Raw genomic sequence first — 26,742 nt, 5'->3', positions numbered from 1 at the left:
GTTTCGTCCCAATTAAAGGGAAATAAACGGTAATATAGAATAGCATATACATGCAGAAGAAAAGTGAGGGAACAACATGAGACTTAGAATACTCCATACAAATGATATACATAGCCACTTTAATCAGTTCGCTAAAGCATCCACGCTTATTAAACAATCGACTCAAGAACACACATTAATCTTAGATGGTGGCGATTTTGCGGACTTCCGAAGTATTGAACTACAAGGTACAAAAGGAATGGCGGCTATCGAGCTTCTTGAGGAAGTAGGGTACGATGCTCTGACCATAGGTAATAATGAAATGTTTAACGGCATCCATACACTTGAATACATGGCGAGTAATAGTTCGTTGCCTTTTATCAGTAATAACTTAGTGAAAAAAGATTTAAGCGCGATTAAAGGTGTCTTCCCAAGTGTCATCATTCACAAGAACAACCTGCGTATTTTGATCACCGGATCATCGCCAGATATGGGTGTTTTCAACGAGGGGTTAGGCGTACATATGCATTCGTACAAAGAGGCAATTGTGAATGAAATTGAGCGCAATAAAGGGAAATATGATATTTGCATTTTGTTGAATCATGTAGGTACTTTCGCAGACGATGAATTAGCAAAAGAAATACCAGAATTAGATGTCATTCTGTCTGCTCATGATCACAAGCTCTACAAAGAAGCCAAAATAATAGAAGGCACCATTTTAAATAGTGCTGGAAAATATGGTGAGTATGTAGGGATTGTCGATATTGAATTAAAAGATCAACAAGTCTCGCTTCTTCATTCAGCAACAATGGAAACAAATGGTGTAGAAGCGGATGAACGAATTTTGGATATTTTAAAAGTTAATAAAGAAAAAGCAATCGAAGCGTTAAGTCAGCCGTTGTATAAGCTTACACAACCAATGTGGCATGATGTGATCGGAGAGAATCCTTTAACGAATCTAATTGCAGATGGGTTAAGAGATTTGTTGGAATGCGAAATTGGCTTAATGAATAGTGGGATTGCGAACGCAGGATTGTTTGATGACGTTTCAAATAAAAAATTGATTGAAATCTGTCCTTCTCCGCTGAATCCGACGACGTTTGAAGTATTAGGTAAAGACATTAAAAAGGCATTGGAACAAGCACTTGATGCCCAAACTTGTTTAGCAGATGGGAGAGGTCCAGGTTTCCGAGGCAAATTTGCCGGACGTCTGCACGTTTCAAGTAATACGGAAGTCGTGCATGATGGAAAACGTATTCATGATGTCATACTAGACGGTAAATCTCTTGAAGACGACCGTTGGTATTCAGTTGCAAGTTCAGATTATTTACAGCGAGGATCTGGTTACCCTTCATTAGCTAACAATCGAAATGATCAGTATCAAGCAGAAGAGATTAAAGATGTGATTCGTGCATATGCTAATCGAAGTGAATTTATTGAACAAGCCTATTTGAATCGATGGAAATTGGCTACACCAGTGAAGGTATAACTACAGGTAGACTGCCAGTTTTATAATAGGACTCGAAAAGTATTGACCTGTTAGTGTATAATTCAACAGTGAGAATAATAGAAATGAACATGTTTTATTCGATAGTGAAATCGAGACTTATTTTGAAAGTGAGTGAACAGATATGGGACGTAAGTGGAATAATATTAAAGAAAAGAAAGCCTCAAAGGATTCAAATACAAGTAGAATTTATGCAAAATTTGGTCGTGAAATTTATGTAGCTGCAAAACAAGGCGAGCCAGATCCAGAATCGAATCGTGCGCTGAAAGTCGTTTTAGAAAGAGCTAAAACATATAGCGTTCCAAAAACAATTGTAGATCGTGCCATTGAGAAGGCTAAAGGTGGATCAGAAGAAAGTTACGATGAATTACGTTATGAAGGTTTTGGTCCAAACGGTTCGATGGTCATCGTAGATGCCTTAACAAACAACGTAAACCGTACTGCATCTGATGTTCGTGCAGCATTTGGGAAAAATGGCGGGAACATGGGTGTGAGTGGTTCTGTAGCATACATGTTTGATGCAACGGCTGTTATTGGGATCGAAGGAAAATCAGCTGATGAAGTGTTTGAACTATTAGTAGAAGCTGACGTAGATGTTCGTGACGTATTGGAAGAAGAGGAGTCTGTCATTGTTTATGCAGAACCCGATCAATTCCACGCTGTTCAAGAAGTGTTCAAAAACGTAGGTATTACTGATTTCACAGTAGCTGAATTAACAATGTTAGCTCAAAATGACATTACGCTTGAAGCAGATACACAAGCTCAATTCGAGAAAATGATTGATGCGATTGAAGATTTAGAAGATGTACAACAGGTGTATCATAACGTCGATTTAGGCGAATAAAACCTTGAAGCGATTAAAATCATAATAAAAAGCAATTCCGTATGGTTCGTAACCTCCGCGGAATTGCTTTTTGTGTTTTTGTGCTGTCATACACAGTTGTTCTTGTTTGGATTTTGTTTTTCTAACATGAGTACTCATCACATGTTGTCCTCTAAACTCAGAAGCATCCCGGCCTGTGTTACGCAACTGGTGAGCACGCTTTTTTCTAGCATTCGATTTTGCCATCGTTTCCACTCCTTTAGAAATACTTACTTCTCTAGCTTATGATATTCATCGTAATTGTTCAAATTGTAGATTCAGCTAATTAAATGAGAATTGGAAAAGGGACATGCCATTTAAGACATGTCCCTTTGATTAATAAGATAACATAAAGCTCTGAATGATATTTTTCATCCCGATTATTCGGGGAATAATTTCCTAAGAAAGTGTTCCTTGCTTTCCGTGCCGCGGTCATTTGTCCACTGGGTGTGTTCCTTAAGCAACGTAAACCCTACCTTCTTTTACGTCCTTGCGACCCTATAGTCGCGCCAGTGTGAATAAGTTTAATCAAATACATCTAGTAGATGCCAGAATTTCAAATCTTAATTGCTACCTTACTTGTTAACTTAACTATTTTGACACATATCTGACAAAATGTCAATGCTTGTCCCTTATATTCCCACTCGAGTGCGTTTTCTTCAAAATTAATTTTTAAACTGCTATACTTTCTCCTAACGTAATTTTAAGGAGGACGACTCATATGACGACAAATTTACAAGCGACCACTACCTTACATAACGGAGTGGAAATGCCATGGTTCGGCCTAGGCGTATTTAAAGTAGAAGAAGGACCAAGTGTTATTGATGCCGTAAAAACTGCTATTAAAAATGGCTATAGAAGTATTGATACAGCTGCTATTTATAAAAATGAAGAGGGCGTGGGACAAGGGATTCGCGAAGGAATAAAAGAAGCGGGAATCTCTAGAGAAGATTTATTTATTACATCTAAAGTGTGGAATTCAGATTTCGGCTACGAAACAACTCTTGCTGCTTATGAAGATAGTTTGAAAAAACTTGGACTTGAGTATTTAGATTTATATTTAATTCATTGGCCAGTTGAAGGGAAATACAAAGAGACGTGGCGTGCTTTAGAAACGATTTATAAAGAAAACCGAGTAAAAGCGATCGGCGTTAGTAATTTCCACATCCATCATTTAAAAGATGTGTTGGCCGATGCGGAGATCGTTCCAATGGTCAATCAAGTAGAATATCACCCAAGCTTAACGCAAAAAGAACTACAAGCATTCTGTAAAGAAAATAAGATACAACTTGAAGCTTGGTCTCCATTAATGCAAGGGAAACTGTTAGAAGAACCTACATTAAAGGAAATCGCACAGACGTATAATAAATCAGTTGCACAAATTATATTACGCTGGGATTTACAAAATGAAGTGGTAACCATTCCTAAATCGATTAACGAAAGTCGAATCGTTGAAAATGCTTCTATTTTCGATTTTGAACTATCAAATGAAGATATGAAACGTATTGATGATTTGAATAAAAATGAACGTACAGGTCCAGACCCTGATAATTTTGATTTTTAACCCATGACACCATTCGCTTAGGCGAGTGGTGTTTTTCTAAAGGTAAAGAGAGATAAGTCTTCAACTTTGAAAGAACATGCCTAATGGCGATGCTTAAAAAATGACTATTCTCGATTTCGCATGGTGCATTCAAGGATTCGTTAGGCCTATTCTCGAATTGGATTATGTGATTCTCGATTCCATCAATCCTATTCAAGGATTCAACACCTCTATTCTAAAATTCACGAAAACCAAACAATTTAACTAGTGACTAAAGCTGTCATACCGCTCCGTTTTTCATTGGAAAAAAGATGTTTGACATTGACGTTACGTGAAGGTGTAAAGTGAAGGAGTCAGGAGGTGACAGGATGGAATATACGGTGCAAAAGCTAGGTAAGTTAGCGGGAGTGAGTCCTCGGACACTGCGGTATTATGATGAAATGGATATTCTCAAGCCGGCGAGAATCAATTCATCGGGGTATCGAATCTATGGGCAAGAAGAAGTCGATCAACTACAGCAAATTCTGTTTTACCGTGAATTAGGAATCAAGCTTGAAGTAATTAAAGAATTGATCACTTCGCCATCCTTTGATGGAACTCAAGCATTGCGTACCCATCGAAGCCAACTCCTCGACAAGCGAGCACAACTCGATCAGTTGATTGCCAATGTGGAAAAAACAATTTCTACGAAAGAAGGGACAATGACCATGAGTGACCAAGAAAAGTTTGAAGGTTTTAAACAAAAATTAATTGATGATAACGAAAAGACATATGGTAAAGAAATTCGAGACAAGTATGGTGATGAGACGGTAAACAAATCGAATGCTAAAGTGAAGAACATGAGTCAAGCACAACACGATGAAGTGACTCGACTGACACAAGAAATCACGGACAAATTAGCGGAAGCTATTAAGCAGGGTGACCCGTCGAGTGCGCTTGCGCAAGATGTGGCTGAACTACACAAACAGTGGCTTATGTTTTATTGGAATGAATATAGTAAAGAAGCGCATGCAGGGCTTGCCCAAATGTATGTGGATGACGAACGATTCACTGCCTATTATGACAAAGAACAACCTGGAACAGCAGCATTTTTAAGAGATGCCATCTATATATTTACGGGAATGACTCAATAGCAAAAAGAGTATCGGTGTTGAAACCATCGATACTCTTTTTGTACTGATTGAAGTGTAGGATGACTAAAGCAACATTACAAGGCTATTGAGATGCTAATCAATCAATTGAATGTGATAATCCTTAAACCACACATGCATTTGTGCTAAATGAGCAAGTAGTTGAGGACCAGTCATTAATTGACCAAACCAAGGTGTTTTAAATGCATTGCCTTTTGATTCGACAAGCTCATTTAAACGGTTTCGATCGAAGATTTCGTGAAGAATGGAGTTCTTATCCGTTAATATATCTTTCAACCAAAGTTGAACTTGGTCTGTATAGTATGGATTATGCGTTTTCGGATATGGACTCTTTTTACGGTAGAGGATTTCGTCGGGTAATAACCCTTCCAACGCTTTTCGCAAAATGCCTTTTTCTCGATTTCCAGCCATTTTTATTTCCCAAGGAATATTCCACGCATATTCCACTAATCGGTGGTCAGCAAATGGTACACGTACCTCAAGACTAGCTCCCATACTCATGCGGTCTTTCCGGTCTAGCAATGTGGTCATAAACCAAGTCATATTTAAATAGAATAGTTCTCTACGTTTTGCATCAATTTCAGATTCTCCATCAAGTCTAGGCGTTTCATTTACAGCTTCTGAAAACGCTTGTGAGGCAAAATTCTCAAGTTTCAGCTTTTGTTGCCATCCATCTTTCAATAAAGTTGAACGCTCCTGTGTTGACCGCATCCAAGGAAACCCTTTCCCAAACAAATCCGCGTGTTGATGGAACCATGGATATCCACCAAAGATTTCATCCGCACACTCTCCTGAAAGTCCCACTGTAAAGTCTTCTTTTATTTCACGACAAAACCAAAGTAAGGAAGAGTCAACGTCGGCCATGCCAGGTAAATCTCGAACATGTACTGCTTCCGTCAATTCATGAATGAGCTGTTCCTGTGTAATAATCGATGAATGGTGAGTGGTCCCGCATGTTTCCACCATCTTTTTAATCCAAGGCGTGTCATCATTTGGTTGAAAGTCATTCGCTTTAAAGTGAGTATCATTTCCTTCATATTCTATGGAATACGTATGAAGCGGTCCTAATCCTTCTCGCTTATAATGATTAGCAGCGATGGCGGTAATAGCACTTGAGTCAACGCCACCTGATAAGAATGTACAAAGTGGAACGTCTGAGACGAGTTGTCGCTCCACCGCATCAGTCACTAGAAAACGGACTTTTTCAGCTGTCTCTTCTAAGCTATCTGTGTGTCTTTCACTCTTTACGTTCCAATATCGCCAAACCCGCAATCCTTGACGGGATACCGTAAGTGCATGAGCGGGTCTTAATTCATTGACTTGGTCAAACACACCAGAACCTGGTTTTCTGGAAGGACCTAAACTTAGTAATTCAGCCAATCCAGTAGTAGAAATCGAAGGTGAAACATCTTGATGAGCGAGCACTGCTTTTAATTCTGAGCCGAAAATGAAACCGCCGTTACGTTCGGCATAAAATAGTGGTTTCACACCTAGGCGATCCCGGGCAACAAAAAGCTTTTGTTCGTGCGAGTCCCAAATCGCGAATGCAAAAATCCCATTAAAATAATCCACGCATTTTTCTTTCCATTGAATATAAGAGGTTAACAATACTTCCGTATCAGAATGGCCAGAAAATGTATGACCGTTCTTAAGTAATTCACTTCGAAGGTCTTCCGTATTATATAATTCACCGTTATAACTAAGGATATATCTACGGTTTTGATGATCTTTTGTCATCGGTTGTTTTCCACCAATGGGGTCAACTACCGTTAACCTTCTATGACCTAAAGCCACATGTTGATCGAGCCACATATTTTCATCATCTGGACCGCGTTTTGCCAACGATTTTGTCATCTTTTCAATCATTTGTCCTTGTTGCGATAAATCACGCTGGAAATGAACCCATCCAGTTATGCCACACATTGAACTTCATCCTCTCTAATCAAAAACCTTCATCTTATAAATGTATGCAAAGTATCTTTAATATGATGAAAAATTTAGAATTCCTAAGGAAAAGCATTGTGTTTTGTCATAATATAGTGAACAATTAAATAATTAGTATAGATTACATATTTTATTTGCCTAGGGGGAATTTTGAAAATGGTAACATTCGATCAATATAAGTATAATCGTCCGAATTTTGAAGAAGCCAAAGAACGCTTTGAAGGATTGTTGACTGCTTTTAAAGAAGCCGATTCAATGGAACAACAAAGTGAGGCTATTGCTAAAATTAATGAATTCCGAGAATCTTTTTCTACACAAGCAAACTTAGCATTTATTCGTGCATCCATTGATACGAAGGACGAGTTCTACCAAAAAGAAAGAGATTACTTTGATGAAGTATCTCCGCAGTTAGAAGAATTAGTAACTGCTTACTACAAAGAACTCGTTGCATCTAAATTCAGAAATGAGTTAGAAGAAAAATGGGGAAGTCAGCTGTTTAATCTAGCTGATTATTCGATAAAGGCTTTCTCGCCTGAAATCATTGAATTGATGCAACAAGAAAATAAGTTATCCTCTGAGTATTCAAAACTTGTCGCTTCTGCACAAGTTGAATTTGATGGAAAAACGTTAACGTTAGCTCAATTAGGTCCATATAGAGAATCTACCGACCGTGAAATTCGTAAACAAGCCTTAGCTGCAAGCACTCAATTCTTCGCAGGAAATGAAGAAAAGTTCGATGACCTGTTTGATAAGCTTGTAAAAGTTCGCCATAAAATTGCGGTCACTTTAGGATACAAAAACTTTGTTGAGCTAGGCTATATTCGCATGATGCGCGTTGATTACAATGCGGAAATGGTTAAAAAATTCCGAGATCAAGTTCGAGATTTCATCGTACCTTTGGCGAGCAAATTATATGAGCGTCAAGCAGAGCGTATTGGAGTTGATTCACTAAAGTTTTATGATGAATCATTAAACTTCATTTCAGGAAATGCGACTCCTCAAGGATCAGCGGAGTGGATTATTGAAAATGGGTCTAAAATGTATGATGAATTATCACCTGAAACAGGCGAGTTCTTCCGTTTCTTGACAGACCGAAAACTAATGGACGTAGAAGCGAAAACAGGAAAAGAGTCGGGTGGATATTGTACATTCATTGAAGAATATAATTCTCCATTTATCTTCTCGAATTTCAATGGCACATCAGGCGATATTGATGTGTTAACACATGAAGCGGGTCACGCGTTCCAAGTTTACTCAAGTCGTGATATCGGTATTCCGGAATATTTATGGCCGACGTTTGAAGCATGTGAAATTCATTCAATGAGCATGGAGTTCTTTACTTGGCCTTGGATGGAGTATTTCTTTAAAGAGCAAACAGAAAAATATAAATTTGCTCACTTAAGTGGTGCGCTTCAATTCCTGCCATATGGTGTTGCTGTAGATGAATTCCAACATGAGATTTATGAAAATCCTGAGATGACTCCTACAGAACGAAAAGCTGCATGGAGTAAAATCGAAAGTATTTATTTACCTCATCGTGATTTTGATGGCAATAGTTATTTAGAAGCGGGCGGATTCTGGCAACGTCAAGGCCATATCTATAATAGTCCGTTCTACTATATTGATTACACATTAGCTCAAATCTGTGCGTTCCAGTTCTGGAAGCGCTCAAGAGTAGACCAAGAATCAGCTTGGAAAGATTATTTACACCTATGTCAATTAGGCGGTTCAAAATCTTTTACAAAGCTAGTAGCTGAAGCGAATTTAATATCACCTTTTGAAGAAGGTTGCGTTGAATCTGTTATTGGCACAATTGAAGATTACCTAAATTCAGTAGACGACAAAAATTTATAAACAATCTGAAGTTGAGAATTCATTTTCTCAACTTCTTTCTTATACAGATTTGAAAGTAGACGGTAGACAAGTGAAAAATGTTGATTTCCATTGCGATGGACGCTTTCCGCGGAGGCCAACACGAAGTTGGTTTCAAAGACGTTGCCACAGGACGTGGCGGTCTTAGTCTTTGTTCCTTAGGGTCTTCAGTTCTTGCTGATTCCGCCGGAGTCGCCATCTCCATTTCAATCAACTGTAATCGCTGTAAATATATATAATGATATGCAGTCGTGCAAATAGAGGGATACACACTTTTGATTTTATTATTACTATCTACAAAATTTGTTCTATAACCATAACTTTGCAAACTACTTTAGTAGGAAATAGCCGCACACCACCTTTTTAATTAAATGCAATAAATAAGAAGACAACTTAGCTATTAATCGCATATGAGTACAAACAATATTTTTCTAAAGCTCTAAGTTCAAAATCAAAGGAGGCAATTCATGCAGACGTTATTTCAGTACAATTGGCAGATTCGAGATGAGTGGTTTGAATGGTGCAAAGAAGTCCCGTTAGAAGATCTTTTAAAAGTGCGAACAGGCGGAGTAGGCGGAATCTTACATACTTTGTTCCATATCATTGATGCGGAGTGGAGTTGGATTCGCATCATGAAAGGTTTTCCGGATTTTCAAGAAAGCTTTGATGACTATCAAAGTTTAGAAAAAGTTATGGAGTTAAATGATTTATTCAAAGAAGAAGTAAAGGCTTTTGTATTAGATTGGGAAGGTGAATTTGAACATAATTTCTTGCAAGAAACCAGAGCGGATGGCACTGTCATTAAGTTGGCATGGGGAGAAATTATGCGTCATATTATTGCACATGAAATCCATCATATCGGTCAACTGTCAGTTTGGTCGAGAGAACTTGGGATGCCACCTGTTTCTGCAAATCTGATTAGAAAAGGATTAGGTGTTCATCTCCCTTAATCATTTGAGATTCCGGAAGTAGAGGGGAGTACTATGAGTAATATTGATAAGAGAAACAGGTTAAATGAAGAAGTATTTTCTTACCGTGTCAGTAAAAGCAACACAGTTTTTATTGATTATGCGGGTAAGGGAATAAAAGTTGTGAAAGGTAAAGAGGCGGAACGATTGATTGCACGAATTCAGCAAGCAGAAACAGACAAGGATGTGCAACTCGCACTGGCTAAAATCACGGGGAATTTTAAGCGTGGGAATGAAAAAGACAATAAAAAATGAAGACACAATTCGACTGAACTGTGTCTTCACTTTTATTCTCTTTCAGTGGTAGCTTGAACAAAGGATTCATAAGAAACAGGTCCAAAATAATTAGGATTGCCTTTGAAAAAATGTTCAAGCATATATTGTTGAGCACATAGAGCGGAGCAAGCTTTTGCTGTGATAATCAAGTTAAGATAGGCACGAAAATATGCTAGAGATAAATTGCCGCCATTATTGACAACCATCATGATTCCCCCTCGAATTTAACAGCAACTTTTTCCTTTAATGCCTGTGCTGCAGACACCAGTTTCCGGTAACTCCAATTCAACGCGTTTAGCACCATCTAAATCGCCGGTTATGTGAGCGACGATTGAACGAACTTGTTCATACCCTGTAGCCATTAAAAATGTTGGTGCACGACCATAGCTCTTCATCCCGACCATATAGAAGTTTGCTTCCGGTTGGCGAAGCTCTCGTTCACCATGAGGGCGGACCGTTCCACAGCTATGAACATTTGGGTCAATAAGCGGTGCGAGCTTTGTAACGCTTTCTGTCGCAGGATCCAAATCCAGTCTGATTTCACGAAGGAATGAGAAGTCAGGTTTACTTCCGGTATTTGAAATGATTTTGTCTATACCCATAATCGTTTGTACTTCATTACTAACCATTCCAGTTACCTGAATGCCAATTTCGGAGCGGGACACTTTTTGAATAAAGAAAGGTGTATACACTTTTACTCTGCCACTATCAACAAGTTGATGGATTCTTGAACCTAGTTGTCCACGTGCTGGTAAAGCATCTAGTTCTTCTCCACCGTAAGCTTCTTGTACGCGTTTTTTTCTTAAGATCCATGAGATTTGAACATCGTCAAGTTCGGCTAATTCGAGAATGGTATTAATGGCCGAGTGACCTCCGCCAACGACCGCAACATGTTTGTTTTCATAAGTTGGTCGGTCTTTTCCTTTAATGTCAGGAATGACATATGAAATGTGTTGATTGAGTTCAATTTCTTCTTTTGTCCATATATGGTCTGCGTTAACTGGGTTTGGATTTCCCCAAGTCCCAGTAGCATCAATGACTGCACGTGCTTCCATCCGCTCTGTATGACCTTCTTTTTCTACATAAATCACAAAGGATTGTTCAGAACGATTTGCGGTTTTCATTTTATCTAACCCATTTTTGCTAATGGCAACTACCTTTGAATTGAAATGAAGAAAAGGTTTTATTGCAGGTAATTGTGAAAGGGGTTGTAAGTACTCCTCGATTAAATCTTTTCCGTAAGGAAGTCTAGTTAAGACAGGTGATTTCCACCCGCTGTCTTCAAGTAAACGTTTGGCAACATGATCGATATTAAATTTCCAAGATGAAAATAATCGAACATGCCCCCATTGTTGAATATGGTGACCAACTTGTGGACCTGCCTCAAGGATAAAGAATTGTTCCCCTTTGTCTACTAAATGAGCAGCCGCTGCCAGCCCAACAGGTCCGGCACCTATAATAGCAACGGGCAAATGACTTAATTGAGTAGTTTCTTTTGGTGATTCACAGCAGTTTGATAAGATGTTAAAACTCATTTTGTTTGTCATCAAAATTCTCCTTTAAATTTGTATTTTACAAGTATTGTTTCATTTTAAGAGCAAGATTTCTCTTGCTCACAGTAATGGTGTACAGCAAACACTTGATTTGGACATGGCGTTATTTAATAACTTAATGGATCGTAATACTGTTTCTTGTTCGAATTCATTCATATGTGAAAAGATTTCGTCTAAATAGTTGTTCATAGAAGCTTCTATAGCAGAAGCCATAAACTTTCCTTGCGTTGTTAAGGCTAAAACATAATAGCGCTTATCATTTAAAGAAGGTGATTTTGTCACAAGTTCCATTTTAATTAGTGTTTGAATTTGTCTGCTAAACGTTGTAACGTCAATAGCAAGAGTTTCGGCAATTTGTTGCATCGTAGGTTCGTGTTGTTTGTCAATTTCATATATTATATGACTATGAACTGTGGAGATATCGATTGCGCCAACCGAACAACAATTTTTATTCAAAAGGCCAAAGCGACGTGTAAGCACTTGAAATAATTCACGTTTGTTATCCATGTTTCACCTCTTACTAATAGTTATACGCTAATCGTTTGCATAATGCAACTATATTTATAAAATTTTTTTATTTTGATTTGAGTGTATTCCATAGCTACAACTTTGGTGGGGAAGAGGTCGTTAAAATCGTCCCATCGTTAAACATAAAATACTAAGAAAAGAGATGAAAACATATGTCAGCGAATATTAGATCCATGATTTCTTCAGATTGGCCTTCAGTAAAAGAAATTTACGAAGAAGGGATTCATTCAAAAAACGCAACGTTTGAAACACAAGCTCCATCATATGAAAAGTGGATGGAAACATCTCATCCAAACTGTCATTTAGTTGTTGAAGCAGATGGGGAAGTCGTCGCTTTTGCTAAAGTGCTCTACACTTCCGCGCGTCCCGTATATGCTGGAGTAGGTGAAGTTAGCATCTATGTTCATCCAAAAGCGAAAGGCAAAGGGATCGGTAAAAAACTATTAAATGAATTGATACGAGTTTCAGAGAATCAGGGATTTTGGACAATAAAAGCTGTTATCTTCCCAGAGAATGAAGCCAGTATACATTTACACAAATCCTGTGGTTTTCGTTTAGTAGGGATACACGAGCGGATGGGTAAAATGGATGGTGTTTGGAGAGATAATGTTCTTTTAGAAAAACGAAGTGAGATTGTAGGAACGGATTAAATGCTGAGTGAAAACTGAAAAAGAAAAATCCCGTCTATAAAACGGGATTTTACTTCTCATCTTTTCTTCGATTGGTAACGGATTTTCCGCCAATACCCCAATTGTCAGTATCGATTTCATCTATAACGACGACAGTTGTTTCTGGGTTTTTATTTAAAACATCAACCAGCAATTGTGTCACACCTTGAATCAATTGCTCCTTTTTTTCAGCTGTGACATGTTCATTTGTAATTTTGATATTTACATAAGGCAAATGAACTCCTCCTTATTTTCCAACCCATTCTAAAAACTCTAATCGATTTCCAAAAGGATCGTGAAGATAAAAACGCTTGGCTCCAGGTAGCTTGTGGTCGACTTGTATTTCAAGACCTTTCTCTTGAAGAAATGAAGCGAATTCTTCAATCTGATTCACTTCAAAAGCAGGATGAGCTTTTTTTGCCGGGACGAATGTATTTTCAACACCAACATGAATATCAACGTGTCCGTTAGAAAACCACACACCACCATTTTTCTTTAATTCCTCAGGTTTTTCGACTTCTTCTAATGCCAAAATCCCTTGGAAAAATTCTCGCGCTTGATCTTCACTTCCAACAGGTGCAGCAAGTTGAATATGATCAATTCGTTTGATGTACGTCATGTTCTTGTTCAATCCTTTCCTGTTTAACTAAAGGCAATAAGAAAAACGCGCCAATCATAACAAAAGCAGATGCTCCTAATAATGCCCATGTATAGCTTTCGGTTTCCGTGGTTAAAATTCCTGCAACAGATGGGCCAATCATTTGTCCTAACGCGTAGAGGGTGGTCATGATGGCGATGGTTTTAGCGCTATTAAGTGGGTTTTTATTCCGAGCAAAAGCAGTGGCTAATGTCGTAACGCCCATAAATGTTGCACCAAATAATACGGCACTCAAATAAAAGCTGAGTGAGGAATCAGATAGTGCGGGTAAAGCGATTCCAATGGATTGAATAATTAAAAGAATCATGAGTGACAGCATATAACCGAATCTATGACCAAAATACGCCCATACAACACACGATGGGATGGCAGCAAGTCCTACTAACACCCACACATTTGTTGCGTTGCCACTAAAAGCAGGTGTCTGATCAGCAATTGCAACGATGAATGTTCCTGTCACAATATAGCCAAGCCCTTCTAAACCATAGGAGGCGAGAAGCCAAGGTAGCCATTTAGGTGCTTTAAACGTTTTTACAGGAATAGAAGTCTCTCCAGATGTATGTATGGTTTTGTCTTCTGTTACTGTTGAAAATACGATGATTGCAAGAACACTAGCGACTAAGGCTAGTCCAATCCAGGCACCTTCATAATTGAACGTTTCAATTAGTAAGGGTACAAGTAAACCAGAAACAAAAATACCAAGACCAACCCCGCCGTACATGACGCCGACCCACCCGAGTTTCCGTTGTTTTGCTAACTGATCTAGAATAAGACTAGATGCCAAAACAAATACGAAAGCACTCATAATGCCGGATAAAAATCGCCAAATCATCCATGAGGTATGGCTATATGTAAGACCCATTAATAAGGTCAATAAAATACTAATGATAATGCTAAATCGCAAATATATAGCTCGATTCCGTTTTAAAGGAACTAAAGACGCAATAATTGCGCCAATTAAATAACCAGCATAATTACTCGAAGCTAAGAATCCTGCAAATTGCGTCGTGAAACCAGCTTCTTTTTGCATATAGGGTAATATCGGTGTGTAAGCAAAACGACCAATGCTCATGGCAATAAAAAGAGCAAAAACGCCGCCAATAACAAGCGTATAGGGATTTTTTGACATAAGCGTTCCTCCTCAAATTTCTCTACTCATCATACATCTTTAAGTAGAATTTTGAAAAGAAGGTTTGATTTCTTCGATAAAGGAAATAGATAGGGAAAGCGAAAAGAACCTGGAGGAACAAAATAATGAGACAAAAACAATTAAACAAACTAAAAGAACAATTAACAAAAGAACTTGAAGATGTGAAAAGTCGTTTACATACTGACAAGCACTTAGAAACTACGGAGTTATCGAATTACGACAACCATCCGGCCGATAACGCAACTGATTTAACGGATCAAAACACAGAAATGGCTATTGAACAACATAAAGTCGATGAAATTGAACAACTTGAATCGGCATTAAATGCTATGGAAGAAGGCACTTATGGCAAATGTGAAGTATGTGGTGAGGATATTCCAATCGAACGTTTAGAAGCACTTCCAATGGCACGTACTTGTATCGATCACGCAAATCATGACTTTGATACAGACAGTCGCCCATCTGAAGAAGCAATTCTTGGTTCGTCGACTGAACACCCTGTAAAAGATGAGGGTGGCGTCCGTGATTATGAGGACAGCTTTGAAGACGTAGAAAAATTCGGATCATCAGACACTCCGCAAGACGTTGATAAAGATGATCAAAAAGATTTATACAAATAATGCAGAAAAGCGAGGACCAATTTTGGTCTTCGCTATTTTTTTTTGAGAATTTTTTTGAAAACATGTAACGTTTTATTGCAGAAATACGTCTCACTATGAAGTGAGCATAGTGAGAAACCCGAAATAGAAAGACTGGACGTGAATATATGAGAAAAAGAAGTGGGGCAATTATAGAACTAGATGGAAAGATTGCGTTAATAAAGAGGGTTAGAAATAATCATGAATATTATGTTTTTCCAGGTGGGGGGATCGAAGAAGGTGAAACGCCAGAAGAAGCAGCCATTCGTGAGGTAAAAGAAGAACTAGGAATAGATATCGAAATTGAAAAGCTACTAACAACTCTTACATTTAATAATCGACTTCAATATTATTTTCTTGCAAAATATATCAGTGGTGAGTTTGGTACAGGCGATGGAGAAGAATTTTTACATTCTGATTTGGATAGAGGAACCTATATGCCTGTATTATTAAAAAAGGGGCACTTAAAATCATATGATATTCGTCCATTAGAAATATTAGACAATTTTCATGACTAAAGGCTAAAAACATTTAAATAAACATTTTCAAAATGGTATTTTTCAGTTACAATAGTATTAATTATATTAAATTAATTGAATTTTCGAATTTTAGTTATTTCAATATATCTATTGTAATGTCCATTGAATATTCTACTCTACTTTTAGGGAATTGGTTAGAGATCGGAGATGTCTAATGAATCAAGTGGTTGAAATGAGTACGTCTAATGATATATTACAAAATGATTTGTTGTATGCCCAAATAATTGAGTATTCCGTCGAAACTGTCATTATTCATTCGGATTATAAAGTCCTATATATTAATCAATCCGGCGCGAATCTTCTAAAAGGAAATAAAGAAGATTTAATTGGCATGAATGTGTTGTCGGTCTTTCGAGAACAGAGCAAAGAAAAGATCAAACATCGCATTGCAAATGGAATGCTAGATCAGAGTCCCTCAGATTTAGTTGAGGAAACCATTTTCTGTTCTGATGGAACATCAGTGGAAATTGAATTGTATTGTCATCCCATTCAATTTGGGGGGCGAAAATGCATTCAAACTGTTCTACGCGACATTTCTACGCGTAAAGAAGCTGAGAGACTATTAAATGACAGAGAAAAATTAGTTTCCATTGGTCAAATTGCAGCTGGAATAGCTCATGAAGTACGTAATCCACTTACTGCTGTTAAAGGGTTTTTGCAATTGTTAAAAGAAAGTAGCTCTCATCCTTATTTAATGACAATGGAAATCGAGCTAGAAAAGGCAATTGATACCTTACAGAACTTACTTCAAGTATCAAAGCCAGACTTATATGCAGAACCTATTACGAGAATCAATTTATGTAAAGAATTAACATCATTGATGTTTTTATTTCAAGATAAGTTATATAACATTGAAGTTGAATTGGATTTGAGGGATTCAGATCAGTGTATTTATGGAAAGAGGAACCTGTTTTTAAAAGCATTTTTTAATTTAATCAAAAATGCTTTAGAAGCAATGCCTTCTGAAGGTAAGATTAGAATCGAGCATTTTTGTAAAGATAACTCTGTCTTTGTGAAAATTATTGATAATGGTATAGGCGTTCATAAAGATAAACTCAAGTTATTAGGAACACCGTTCTATTCTAGTAAGTCCGATGGAACTGGATTAGGCTTAACACAAGTGTTTACCACGATTAATGACCATGGTGGTCATATTCAAGTTCTGAGTGAATTAGGTATCGGGACAACTTTTAATGTTCAACTGCCAATTCAACCGGCGACAGATTGAATGAATTAGTAGATAAAGAGGTGTTCTAAAAGTCCTTCTAGATGACTTTTAGAACCTCTCTTTTTTTGTGTCTAAAAAGACGTGGATGGATTTGATAGCTTAGGAAGTTTCACATTGGATTGATATTCATGAATCAATGAGAATATCTGCTTGCAAATCAATCTCAACATTGCCTTTTAGAGCTCTACTGATCATGCAGGAAGATTCAGCCTTTTCAGCAAGTCGTTGTGCAAGTGATAAATCTTTAATGGATGCATCAGAATTTAAAACGATTTTAGGACGATGAATAATTTTTTTATAGGTAAACACCCCTTTTGTGACATCCACAATCCCTTCAGAATCCATGGATAAACTTACTTTAGGAAGATTGCTTCTCTCCATCATGGCAGCTAGTGTAATAATATAACAGGTAGCTGCCGCTCCAAGAAGCATTTCATCCGGGTTCGTACCCACTCCTGGTCCATCCATTTCAGGTGGAATTGAAACTTGTGTTTGTAAGTTTTTAGTTTCGATGGTCCCGACATCATTGCGTAGACCTGGCCAATCAGTTTTTAGATAAAAAGTATGTAATGTCATACTTAACCACCTCTTTTCTCAAATAGTGTAAATGATTTGCACGAAAAATAGCAGAATAATGATATTAGATTGTGGGAGGAAAGATTTATTATGCACACGAAGGCTTTAATTATAGAGAATCTAAAATTAATGGTACACTCTTAATACAATTTATAGATTCAAGGGGATGGAGAAAACATGGATGAGCGAACGATCGCTATAAAAGGGAAAACCTATAAGAATTTTGATGAAGCCGCTCAGAGTATTTTAAATGTTATGAGCAATATTATTGATATGAATACCCTATTTATTGCTCGAAATGATACCAAAACGAATAGAATTGTGAAGGCTATTAATGAGAATGAAACCTTATTAAAAGAAGGTGATGAACTCCCTTTTAATGACACTTATTGTAAGTTGAGTGTTGATCAAGGGAAAGAGGTTTTATTGATTGAAGATATCACGCAAAATCCAAAATCTCTGCAACTAGGTGTGACTGAGAATTTAGGGAGCGGTTCTTTTATCGGTATTCCGATTTATTATGAAAATGGTGAAAATTACGGCACGATTTGTGGACTCGATACAAAAACCATGGAATTCACAGATAAGCAAATAGAAGTTTTTGAAACGATGGCTTCGATCCTAACTTATGTACTGGAATTAGATCGTGCGAATCAGCAAATTCAAACGCTTTCAGCACCGCTTGTCCCTGTTACGAAAGGGGTAGCGATTTTACCGATAATCGGTGAAATCACAGCCCAACGAGCAGAAAACATTATCCATACTGCGTTGCATAAAAGTCAACAATACGATTTGGATTACTTAATCGTCGATTTATCTGCCGTTACCCAAATTAATCAAACCGTAAGTGGTGCCTTATTAAAACTTGTTAATATTTTAGAAATCATTGGTGTGAAGCCAATTGTCACTGGTTTTCAACCGAGTATGGCCATGAATGCTATACAAGTGCATGCCGATTTGAAAGATATCATGATTGAGTCTACTCTAGAAAGAGCCCTACAAAGAATTGGGTTTATCTTAGAAAGAGAATAGAAGAACTAGAGACCGCTGTCCAAATGGATTGGCGGTTTTTTGTATTGTCCAGCCTCTCTTTGTGTGTTTCGATGTCGAATCGCACCTCAGTTAGAAAATTGCAATCTTGGTTAGAATTTTGGAGGTCTCAGTTAGAATTTTGACCATCTCAGTTAGAAAAACAGTCATCTCAGTTGTAATTGTCAATGGCTTACGCCAACAGCAAAGGCTGCCTAAGCGAAGCGGGCAGCACCAACTTGTGTTTTTAAGATCTGAATTGCCCCGCCGCTAGCGCTTGGCGGGTGTTACTGTTTTAGTGAATCGTCGCTCAGTTAGAATTTAAGCGTTCTTGGTTAGAATTATCGTGGTCTCAGTTAGAATTATGACCATCTCAGTTAGAAAAACAGCAATCTCAGTTATAATTGTCACCATTAAAGCAAATGACTCCAAAAGCAATGGATGCTAAGCAACGCGTGCATCCCCGATCACATGGTGATTCCATGATCGTGGTTGCTGAGCTAGAGCTAGATGGACTTTAGAGTGGATTTTGAGATTACTACAAAAATGGGGAAAGGTTATACTATAAGCATAATCAGATAATAAGGAGGGGTTCAAGATGAAAAACACTTATAGCTGGGTTGGAAGCTGGGTGGATTATGTGGATGAGAAAAAGACGATTCAAATTGAGAACCTTATAGCGGGACATTTTGGGGGATGCTCAACTGCAGGTCAATATAAAAACGAAGATGGATGTTTGGTTTTCATAAATACGCAAGAAGACTGGGAGTTTACTATTTTACTAGATGCACATAATACGGCAGAAAGTGCAGAACTCGTGGTATCCACATTTTTAGACGAAGAGAAAAAAATTCGTGAAATTATGTCGAAGTCTTTATCTGTAGCCTTTCAGGAAATTGAAGATCTTGTGCTCAGTGTTTTAAATAAAGAAGAATTTAAAAAAGATTGTGCTGCGTTGACAGGTGAAACTGCTGCGCTGTTTGTCGGTCGAAAAGGAAAGTATGTGTGGTGGTTATCAGTAGGGGATTGTTTGTTGTACGTCTTACATCCAGAACTAAATGCGCTAGGTGAAGTTCAACTCAACCAACGAAGTTTCTATGAATGGATAGGGCAAGTAAATACATTTGATTTGCCAGTTCCTTCTTATAGTAGAGGGATTAAAGAATTGAGAACGGGGGTTAATCACATTCTCTTGACCACGGACGGTTTGATTGAGTGTCCGAATGAACCTTTTAACAATCCATCTGCAATCTTTCAAGAATTCAAAGGATGCACGATTGAAGAGGGCGTGCAACGGTTGTTGATTGAAATTGAAAATAACCATGTACGAGATAGCACGACGATTCTATCATGGCAGATACATATTTCAGAAACAGCAACAAAGCCGAGTAATGCGTAAGCCCTTACTTAGAAGAAGTAAATGGGTATTTATGTATATATTACATATATAACAGAATGTCGAATCCTGTCATATAATTGATAACTCCTACACATGACCTTGCAATCGTTCTGACATCTCTCGGTGGTATGCTAGTGGTCGTTAGTGAAAAGGAGGAAATTATTCACATGAAAAAGAAAATCGTTACACTAACTGCAATTGCAGCATTATCAGTAGGAGCGGCGGGACAAGCATCCGCATCTAGCGTTCATACGGTACAATCAGGAGATACATTATGGTCGATTTCACAAGACAATAATGTTAGCGTGTCAGACTTACAAGAATGGAACGAATTAGATTCAACTCTTATATATCCATCGCAAGAGCTTAAAGTTGAAGATATCATCAACACTTACACAGTGGTTCAAGGTGATACACTTTATAAAATTGCAACAGATCACAATATGTCAGTTAATGAGTTGAAAAACTTAAACAACTTATCTAGTGATTTAATTCATCCAGGTGATGAGTTCATTCTTGACGGGAAAAAAGTAGCTTCGGCAAGTGTCGCAACCAACACTTCGCAAGCATCTACACCTACTAAATCCACAACAAGTACTACTCAAACAGCGGCAGTAGCAGCTCCAACTGCATCTTCTGCTAAAGAGATGACTGTTACCGCAACAGCTTATACAGCTTATTGTGCGGGATGTTCTGGAGTAACAGCGACAGGAATTGATTTACGTTCGAATCCAAACCAAAAAGTAATCGCAGTGGATCCTTCAGTGATTCCATTAGGTTCACGAGTATGGGTTGAAGGTTATGGAGAAGCAATCGCCGGTGATACTGGTGGAGCTATCAAAGGTAATATCATTGACGTATTCATTCCAAGTCAACAAGATGCTCTAAACTGGGGTAGAAAAACAGTTACAATTAAAATTTTAGATTAATAGAGTAAAAGATGAGCCTTGTGCTCATCTTTTTTGTGTTTTAAATTTGGTTAAGAAGCTTGTTTTCTAACTATGGTCTTCCTATTTTTACCGAATAAGTATAGGATTAGATGAGTGATTTTTACGCCTTTAATAATATTATGAGAATCTCTAACTTTATTAAAAGATTGAGTGTGGAGACTTACCGCGTTTTTCGTGGAAGTGTAGTTTCTCATTCAAAAGATGTGTTAAATTCACTTTTGTATCGTATACATAGTTATTGGAGGGGATTAAAATGCAACAACCGACGTATGTTCATGAAAATGAAAAGCTAAACCCGTTTTTTTCAATTTGGTTTTCAACGAGAAAGACTATCCGCTATGTTCTCGAGAACAAATCATTAAAATACGCACTTATTATCGCTGCGATTTCAGGTATACCGAGTGGATTTAATGCTTTCGGAGAGTTAAGTTCTACTCTTAAATTTCAGTTAGGGTTCCTAATTTTAGCATCTTTAGTGATTGGTCCAATTTTAGGTTTACTAGGAGTTGGATTATCTACACTTATCTTTACCTTTGTTGGAAAATGGATGGGGGGAGTAGGAACATTTGGAGAAATGGCAAAAGCAATGGGTGTAGTGACAATCCCCGCGATTTGGTTATTCCCATACTTCATCCTCACTTCAATTATTACATTCAATGAGAATCAAGTAGATCCTCTGAGTGGTATTAATGGCACAATGATTATTTGGATGATTTTCTCAGCCCTTATTATGATCGTTTATTCTATATGGATGATTGTCATACAGAGTCAATCGATAGGAGAGGTGCATCAGTTCTCAAGTTGGAGAGGCTTCGCAACCCTTATGATTCCGGCTATAGTGTTCTTTATCATTGGAATTATCTTCGTCATGATGTTTTTCGCAACCAATGTCATTTAATTATGAAAAAACGCTAGTTCACGAGATTTCACTCGTTGAGCTGGCGTTTTAAATTAATGGACTGTTACCTATATGACATCTTTAAACAAGCTCTATATCAACGGACATTATTAACTATATTTACAGCGACTTCTTTTGATTGAAAAGGAGGTGGTGTAAAACAACTGCTTAGTTACGTTAAAGTCTGGAAGCGTGCATCATTTTGGTGCACGCTTTGTCTTTTCTAATGGTAAGATTAGAACAAGAAAGGATGATGAATATGGCAAACGGACAAAATCGTGCAGATGTAAAACCAGGAATAGAAGTATATGTGATTTTAAAGAAAGACCAACGTACTGGTGTGAAAACGAAAGGCGTCGTTAAAGATTTGTTAACAAATTCTCAGAATCATCCTCATGGAATTAAAGTACGGCTAGAAGATGGACAAGTTGGTCGAGTTTGTGAGATTCTCTAACGTTTAAAGTGAAAGTGGGATGTATTTGAAATTTTATGTTGCATCGAGTTTTCAAAATATAAATCAAGTTCGTACTCTTACAAACAGGCTTACACAAATGGGATGGCAGCTAACATATGACTGGACCTTGAATGAGCGAGTAGATACAGTTGAGGAATTACAAAGAATTGGCTTACTCGAAAAAGCTGCAATTGAAGATTCTGAATTGGTTCTCATTGTTTTACCTGGAGGAAAAGGGACGGATGTAGAGCTAGGACTTGCTATTGCAGGGAAGAAGAAAATCATTCTTTATGCACCGAATCGTAAAATGATGGATATTGAATTTTCAACCACATTTTATCATTTACCAGAAATCGAAAAGTGTTTTGGATCTATAGAGATGTGTATAGATAAAATAAAGTTCATATTTCCAAGCTAGGAGGAATGTAAATGAGACAGGTTATTGCTTTAGGTGGTGGCGGTTTCTCAATGGAACCAGAAAATCCTTTATTGGATCGATATATTTTGAGTCAAAGTAAGAGCGATAAACCAAAGATTTGCTTTATTGGAACTGCTAGTGGAGACGCTGAAGGATACATTGAACGGTTTTATCACGCATTTCGAGGAGAGAATTGTGAACCAACTCATTTGTCATTATTCAAACCTCATACACGAGACATTAAAAGTTTCGTGATGGAACAAGACATTCTTTATGTTGGTGGCGGGAATACAAAAAATTTAATGGCTTTATGGCGTGAATGGGAATTAGACGTCATTATTCGCCAAGCATATGATAACGGAACAATTCTAGCAGGATTGAGTGCGGGTTCTCTTTGTTGGTTTGAAGAAGGAATAACCGATTCATATGGCACAGGGCTCGAACCAATCGCTTGTCTAGGGATTCTTCGAGGCAGTCACAGTCCACATTATGACGGCGAAGAAGACCGTCGTCCTTCGTATCAGGCATTTATTCGTGATGGGAAGATTAGTAGTGGGTATGCAGCAGATGATGGAGTAGCACTTCATTTCATCGATGAAGAATTGCATACAGTTGTAAGCTCACGACCAGAAGCGGCAGGGTATCGAGTGGATACAGAAAAAGAAACAAAACTTTCAACGAGATATTTAGGTGCTGAGGATTAAGAAATGAGGTTTCGCTATGTATATTCCTCCTTATTTTAAAATAACGGAGCGCAAGGAAATGGTAGAGGTAATTGATGAATTTGGCTTCGCTACTCTCTTTTCCATAAATGAGGGAGAACCTTGTGCAACACAATTGCCTCTTTTATTAACCAATGACGGACATCATTTAGTGGGACATTTCGCTAAAGGTAATCCACAATGGAAGGACCTTGATGGCCAGTCGGTACTCGCCGTTTTTCAAGGTCCACATTGTTATATCTCGCCTTCCTGGTACGAAACTCAAAATACCGTACCCACATGGAATTATGTTACGGTTCATGTGAAAGGGAAGGTACATATAATGAATGAAGAGGATCCGCGTCTTTGGCAATCAATGATTGATTTAACGGAAAAATACGAGGATCCAGCGAGTAATTATACGTTGGACGATGTAGAAGACGATATGATTGCAAACCTTTCAAAAGGTGTTGTCGGCTTTACGATTTCCATTGAACAGATGGAAGGGAAAGCGAAGTTGAGCCAAAACCATTCCAAGGAACGACGGGAGCGGGTAATAACCGCCTTACATAATACGGATAAACCCCAAGAACAATCGATTGCCAAGTGGATGGAGCGTTAATCGTTCATTCATTAAAAGGAGCATTAGCATGGAGATACGAAAATTAACGGGGAACGATGCGTCAGAGTATTGGCGATTACGTTTAGAAGCTCTACAACAAAATCCAGAAGCATTTGCAACAACTTATGAAGATGCAATGGCTCGCGCGAATCCATTAACTCGAGTAGGAAATAATTTAGACTCAAAAGAAAGTGCGACAATCGGAGCTTTCATTGGTGAAGAATTGGTTGGAACAATGACACTTGCTGCAGAACAAGCACCAAAGTTAAAACATCGACTCAATCTATTTGCTGTTTATGTAACGCCAAAGATTCGTGGGCAAAAAGTGGGGGCAAAATTATTACAAGACGTAATTGCTTTTGCTAAACAATGGCCAGGTGTAGAAAAAATTAATCTAACGGTCGTTTCTTCTAATGAACCAGCTATTCGATTGTATGAGCAATCAGGGTTCGTATCTTTTGGGGTCGAACAGAATGCTATGAAATCAGGCTCGAGTTATGTTGATGAAGTGTATATGCATCTTCTATTCTAACGAGATTGAAAAAAGTACTTTGGAGGAATGAAATGAACGTAATTGATTTACATTGTGACGTCTTATATAAATTATCGATTATGGAAGAACCTGTGTCATTTCATAACGATCCTTCCCTTCAAGCGAATAAAGAGAGACTCCTAGCCGGTAAAGTAAATGTCCAGTTTTTTGCTATTTTTGTTGCGGCAGACTTGTCTCCTGCAGAGAAATTCATGTCGGCAATTAGACAAATAGAGTTATTTCACTCCCATATTCTTGCACCAAATCCTGATATCATTCATATAACGGATTGGTCACAACTCGATCAACTTGGTAATCAAGAAATTGGCGCAGTCCTCACAGTTGAAGGTGTCGATATGATCGGTGAAAGTCTTGAAAAGTTAGAGCTTTTATTGAATGCAGGTGTAAAACTAGTTGGTCTAACATGGAACCAAGCGAATGCAGTGGCACATGGAGCAAACGAACCTTCCCATTTAGGATTAACTCCATTTGGTCATGAAGTAGTAAAGTTGTTAAACAGTCGAAACATCATTATCGATGTTTCTCATTTAAATGAACAGTCTTTTTGGGATGTAGTAAAGGAAGCGAAACATGTCATAGCCAGTCATTCGAATGCTCGCAGTCTATGCGATCACCCCCGCAATTTAACTGATGATCAAGCGAAGGCTTTAATTGACAATGGTGGACACATTCATCTTGTGTACTATCCTTTGTTCATCAAAAAAGAAGTGAAATCTGTTACCATTGAAGACTTTATGCGTCATTTTGTACATTTGGCGAGAATCGTTGGTGTTGAACATCTTGGTTTAGGATCAGACTTTGATGGTATATCTGTATTTATTGAAGATTTGCAAGATGCGAGTAAAACGCAACGTGTCATCAATGCTTTAAAAGATTACTTTGATGATGATCAAATTCGAGGAATTGCAGCAAATAATTTTAAAAACTATATTCAACAAGTGATTGCTACTAGCTAGCGATCACTTTTTTGCTTAATAATGTTTTGGGGGAATTTATTTCATCATATTTCTTATCTAATTTCACATATAAAACTTGATTGTTTAATTCTTTGTTCGCGTATTCGTCTGTAGAGTTTATCACTATTAAATAATACGAACATTTTATTTCCAGCATCTTGATAAAAGAATTACTGAAACATCTTGTTCTGGAGATTCAATTATTACCTCTGAATATGAATTTAATAAGCCAAGATAGTCAATTAAAAAAATATCTAAACGGATATAAAGTTGTTGGGGAAATTGTAAGACATGAAAAAACAGAGTGGACGGAAGAGGGGAATTATATAATGAAGTTTCATTAGGAGGGTCATGTATGTACAACATTCCTATTTAAAAAGCTTGTTGTTAATCCCACAACAAGAATTGTAATAGTTGAGAGAAAGAGAGTATCAGAGGATAGGAAAAGCCATCCGCATAATACAACAATTGAATCAATTATAAAAATAAGGATGCCCACATTTATACCTATTTTGTCACTAAGGAACTGTGCTATAAGGTCTGTGCCGCCAGTACTTGTTTTATATCGCAACATCAACCCAATCCCAAGACCCACTAAGATTCCACCTACGATTGAGCTATATACTGCATCAATACGTAGTAGTGAATCCATAGGTTTTAAAATATCTATAAAAAATGCAGAAATAACCATTCCATGTAAGCTATTGTAGAAATAATCTCTATAGTTAAACCAAGCAATAATAAATATTGGCATGCTTAGAAACATAATTATAAGGCCAACTTTAAGTCCCCATATATAATTAAGGACTAGTCCTATACCAATAATTACCCCATCCAAAATTTCATAGGGTATCAAAAAAAGATTTATGCCTAATGATAGAAAGATACTACCGACGACTATTATCATACCTTTCTTTAATAAATACATACTAACCCTCCGAAATAGGACATGTATTTAACTTATGTATTATTCGTTCTGATGATGTGAAATAAGAGTTAAAATTTTACCGCAGGCAGAATTAGTTGAAGTGTGAAACTTTTTTATAACATTCATAACGTAAAAAATGATATGCAAAGTAGTCTGCACTTTTTTAAAAAAACGATTTATGAAATTGATTCAAT

General features: G+C 37.5%; 31 protein-coding genes. 21 read left to right on the top strand and 10 right to left on the bottom strand.

The annotated features are described in order from the left end of the window. Nucleotides 1-76 precede the first annotated feature (76 nt). A complete protein-coding gene (locus AC3EA5_RS17140) occupies nt 77-1,468 on the top strand; it encodes a bifunctional metallophosphatase/5'-nucleotidase (protein ID WP_488609418.1) in 1,392 nt (463 codons plus the stop codon). 142 nt (nt 1,469-1,610) lie between these two features. Further along, nucleotides 1,611-2,330 carry a YebC/PmpR family DNA-binding transcriptional regulator gene (locus tag AC3EA5_RS17135; protein WP_488609417.1) on the top strand — a complete coding sequence of 240 codons (720 nt, stop codon included), beginning with the start codon at nt 1,611-1,613 and terminating at the stop codon, nt 2,328-2,330. Here the strand turns inward: AC3EA5_RS17135 and AC3EA5_RS17130 are convergent. Then, nucleotides 2,319-2,555 (bottom strand): hypothetical protein, encoded by a 237-nt coding sequence (locus tag AC3EA5_RS17130; protein WP_488609416.1) that lies wholly within the window; start codon nt 2,553-2,555, stop codon nt 2,319-2,321. The two genes, AC3EA5_RS17135 and AC3EA5_RS17130, sit on opposite strands and share 12 nt — an antisense overlap. Nucleotides 2,556-3,069: 514 nt before the next feature. Here AC3EA5_RS17130 and AC3EA5_RS17125 point away from each other — a divergent pair. Both AC3EA5_RS17125 and AC3EA5_RS17120 read left to right on the top strand, forming a co-directional pair. Continuing rightward, entirely contained in the window at nt 3,070-3,912 is an 843-nt protein-coding gene (locus tag AC3EA5_RS17125; RefSeq protein WP_488609415.1) for an aldo/keto reductase, read from the top strand. Between the two features lie 347 nt (nt 3,913-4,259). Further along, entirely contained in the window at nt 4,260-5,024 is a 765-nt protein-coding gene (locus AC3EA5_RS17120; RefSeq protein ID WP_488609414.1) for a MerR family transcriptional regulator, read from the top strand. A 93-nt stretch (nt 5,025-5,117) separates the two neighbouring features. On the opposite strand, the gene asnB is transcribed toward AC3EA5_RS17120, so the two are convergent. Further along, on the bottom strand, nt 5,118-6,965 hold the full coding sequence (gene asnB / locus AC3EA5_RS17115) for an asparagine synthase (glutamine-hydrolyzing) (RefSeq protein ID WP_488609413.1): 1,848 nt from the start codon (nt 6,963-6,965) through the stop codon (nt 5,118-5,120). A gap of 177 nt (nt 6,966-7,142) precedes the next feature. Here asnB and AC3EA5_RS17110 point away from each other — a divergent pair, with 177 nt between their 5' ends. From AC3EA5_RS17110 to AC3EA5_RS17100, 3 genes are all read left to right on the top strand, one after another. Next, nucleotides 7,143-8,840: a M3 family oligoendopeptidase gene (locus AC3EA5_RS17110; RefSeq protein ID WP_488609468.1), complete on the top strand. Its 1,698-nt coding sequence runs from the start codon at nt 7,143-7,145 to the stop codon at nt 8,838-8,840. A 485-nt stretch (nt 8,841-9,325) separates the two neighbouring features. Continuing rightward, complete coding sequence (locus tag AC3EA5_RS17105) at nt 9,326-9,808, top strand: DinB family protein (RefSeq protein ID WP_488609412.1); 483 nt, start codon at nt 9,326-9,328, stop codon at nt 9,806-9,808. Nucleotides 9,809-9,841: 33 nt separating this feature from the next. After that, the gene (locus AC3EA5_RS17100; protein ID WP_394188156.1) at nt 9,842-10,081 is read left to right on the top strand and encodes a hypothetical protein; all 240 of its coding nucleotides are present in this window, start codon (nt 9,842-9,844) and stop codon (nt 10,079-10,081) included. 32 nt (nt 10,082-10,113) lie between these two features. Here AC3EA5_RS17100 and AC3EA5_RS17095 read toward each other — a convergent pair whose 3' ends face one another. From AC3EA5_RS17095 to AC3EA5_RS17085, 3 genes are all read right to left on the bottom strand, one after another. Further along, a complete protein-coding gene (locus AC3EA5_RS17095; RefSeq protein WP_488609411.1) occupies nt 10,114-10,308 on the bottom strand; it encodes a hypothetical protein in 195 nt (64 codons plus the stop codon). 18 nt (nt 10,309-10,326) lie between these two features. After that, nucleotides 10,327-11,649 (bottom strand): NAD(P)-binding domain-containing protein, encoded by a 1,323-nt coding sequence (locus AC3EA5_RS17090; protein WP_488609410.1) that lies wholly within the window; start codon nt 11,647-11,649, stop codon nt 10,327-10,329. A 66-nt stretch (nt 11,650-11,715) separates the two neighbouring features. Next, complete coding sequence (locus AC3EA5_RS17085; RefSeq protein ID WP_488609409.1) at nt 11,716-12,162, bottom strand: MarR family winged helix-turn-helix transcriptional regulator; 447 nt, start codon at nt 12,160-12,162, stop codon at nt 11,716-11,718. Between the two features lie 173 nt (nt 12,163-12,335). Between AC3EA5_RS17085 and AC3EA5_RS17080 the strand changes: the two genes are divergently transcribed. Continuing rightward, the gene (locus AC3EA5_RS17080; RefSeq protein ID WP_488609408.1) at nt 12,336-12,833 is read left to right on the top strand and encodes a GNAT family N-acetyltransferase; all 498 of its coding nucleotides are present in this window, start codon (nt 12,336-12,338) and stop codon (nt 12,831-12,833) included. A gap of 49 nt (nt 12,834-12,882) precedes the next feature. Here the strand turns inward: AC3EA5_RS17080 and AC3EA5_RS17075 are convergent, their stop codons facing one another. From AC3EA5_RS17075 to AC3EA5_RS17065, 3 genes are read right to left on the bottom strand one after another with little or no spacing between them, the layout of a single operon-like run. After that, on the bottom strand, nt 12,883-13,086 hold the full coding sequence (locus AC3EA5_RS17075) for a 2-hydroxymuconate tautomerase family protein (protein WP_488609407.1): 204 nt from the start codon (nt 13,084-13,086) through the stop codon (nt 12,883-12,885). Nucleotides 13,087-13,098: 12 nt separating this feature from the next. Further along, nucleotides 13,099-13,470: a VOC family protein gene (locus tag AC3EA5_RS17070; protein ID WP_488609406.1), complete on the bottom strand. Its 372-nt coding sequence runs from the start codon at nt 13,468-13,470 to the stop codon at nt 13,099-13,101. Then, nucleotides 13,448-14,638: a YbfB/YjiJ family MFS transporter gene (locus AC3EA5_RS17065; RefSeq protein WP_488609405.1), complete on the bottom strand. Its 1,191-nt coding sequence runs from the start codon at nt 14,636-14,638 to the stop codon at nt 13,448-13,450. The genes AC3EA5_RS17070 and AC3EA5_RS17065 overlap by 23 nt, the downstream gene beginning before the upstream one ends. Nucleotides 14,639-14,763: 125 nt before the next feature. Between AC3EA5_RS17065 and AC3EA5_RS17060 the strand changes: the two genes are divergently transcribed. From AC3EA5_RS17060 to AC3EA5_RS17050, 3 genes are all read left to right on the top strand, one after another. Then, nucleotides 14,764-15,279 (top strand): TraR/DksA C4-type zinc finger protein, encoded by a 516-nt coding sequence (locus AC3EA5_RS17060; RefSeq protein WP_488609404.1) that lies wholly within the window; start codon nt 14,764-14,766, stop codon nt 15,277-15,279. Between the two features lie 146 nt (nt 15,280-15,425). Beyond that, nucleotides 15,426-15,815 carry an NUDIX hydrolase gene (locus tag AC3EA5_RS17055; protein ID WP_488609403.1) on the top strand — a complete coding sequence of 130 codons (390 nt, stop codon included), beginning with the start codon at nt 15,426-15,428 and terminating at the stop codon, nt 15,813-15,815. 175 nt (nt 15,816-15,990) lie between these two features. Further along, a complete protein-coding gene (locus AC3EA5_RS17050; RefSeq protein WP_488609402.1) occupies nt 15,991-17,064 on the top strand; it encodes an ATP-binding protein in 1,074 nt (357 codons plus the stop codon). 126 nt (nt 17,065-17,190) lie between these two features. Here the strand turns inward: AC3EA5_RS17050 and AC3EA5_RS17045 are convergent, their stop codons facing one another. Then, nucleotides 17,191-17,640, bottom strand: a complete 450-nt coding sequence (locus tag AC3EA5_RS17045) for an OsmC family protein (protein ID WP_488609401.1) — start codon at nt 17,638-17,640, stop codon at nt 17,191-17,193. A 177-nt stretch (nt 17,641-17,817) separates the two neighbouring features. Here AC3EA5_RS17045 and AC3EA5_RS17040 point away from each other — a divergent pair, with 177 nt between their 5' ends. From AC3EA5_RS17040 to AC3EA5_RS16995, 10 genes are all read left to right on the top strand, one after another. Further along, entirely contained in the window at nt 17,818-18,672 is an 855-nt protein-coding gene (locus AC3EA5_RS17040; protein WP_488609400.1) for a GAF domain-containing protein, read from the top strand. A gap of 595 nt (nt 18,673-19,267) precedes the next feature. Further along, nucleotides 19,268-20,068 carry a PP2C family serine/threonine-protein phosphatase gene (locus tag AC3EA5_RS17035; RefSeq protein WP_488609399.1) on the top strand — a complete coding sequence of 267 codons (801 nt, stop codon included), beginning with the start codon at nt 19,268-19,270 and terminating at the stop codon, nt 20,066-20,068. 167 nt (nt 20,069-20,235) lie between these two features. Continuing rightward, the gene (locus AC3EA5_RS17030; protein WP_488609398.1) at nt 20,236-20,997 is read left to right on the top strand and encodes a 3D domain-containing protein; all 762 of its coding nucleotides are present in this window, start codon (nt 20,236-20,238) and stop codon (nt 20,995-20,997) included. A gap of 274 nt (nt 20,998-21,271) precedes the next feature. Beyond that, nucleotides 21,272-21,916, top strand: coding sequence for a YIP1 family protein (locus AC3EA5_RS17025; protein ID WP_488609397.1), 645 nt, complete (start codon nt 21,272-21,274; stop codon nt 21,914-21,916). 259 nt (nt 21,917-22,175) lie between these two features. Then, entirely contained in the window at nt 22,176-22,370 is a 195-nt protein-coding gene (locus AC3EA5_RS17020) for a YwbE family protein (protein ID WP_488609396.1), read from the top strand. A 25-nt stretch (nt 22,371-22,395) separates the two neighbouring features. Further along, nucleotides 22,396-22,788, top strand: coding sequence for a group-specific protein (locus tag AC3EA5_RS17015; protein WP_488609395.1), 393 nt, complete (start codon nt 22,396-22,398; stop codon nt 22,786-22,788). An 11-nt stretch (nt 22,789-22,799) separates the two neighbouring features. Beyond that, on the top strand, nt 22,800-23,492 hold the full coding sequence (locus AC3EA5_RS17010; protein ID WP_488609394.1) for a Type 1 glutamine amidotransferase-like domain-containing protein: 693 nt from the start codon (nt 22,800-22,802) through the stop codon (nt 23,490-23,492). A gap of 16 nt (nt 23,493-23,508) precedes the next feature. Further along, complete coding sequence (locus AC3EA5_RS17005) at nt 23,509-24,111, top strand: FMN-binding negative transcriptional regulator (protein WP_488609393.1); 603 nt, start codon at nt 23,509-23,511, stop codon at nt 24,109-24,111. Nucleotides 24,112-24,139: 28 nt separating this feature from the next. After that, nucleotides 24,140-24,643: a GNAT family N-acetyltransferase gene (locus AC3EA5_RS17000; protein WP_488609392.1), complete on the top strand. Its 504-nt coding sequence runs from the start codon at nt 24,140-24,142 to the stop codon at nt 24,641-24,643. Between the two features lie 32 nt (nt 24,644-24,675). Continuing rightward, a complete protein-coding gene (locus AC3EA5_RS16995) occupies nt 24,676-25,620 on the top strand; it encodes a dipeptidase (RefSeq protein ID WP_488609391.1) in 945 nt (314 codons plus the stop codon). Between the two features lie 349 nt (nt 25,621-25,969). On the opposite strand, the gene AC3EA5_RS16990 is transcribed toward AC3EA5_RS16995, so the two are convergent. Further along, complete coding sequence (locus tag AC3EA5_RS16990; protein WP_488609390.1) at nt 25,970-26,548, bottom strand: YitT family protein; 579 nt, start codon at nt 26,546-26,548, stop codon at nt 25,970-25,972. Nucleotides 26,549-26,742 lie beyond the last annotated feature (194 nt).

It is taken from the genome of Paenisporosarcina sp. (genome assembly GCF_057785155.1).
The sequence above is the reverse complement of the archived record's forward strand: the minus strand, read 5'-3'. Positions and strand labels throughout refer to the sequence as shown.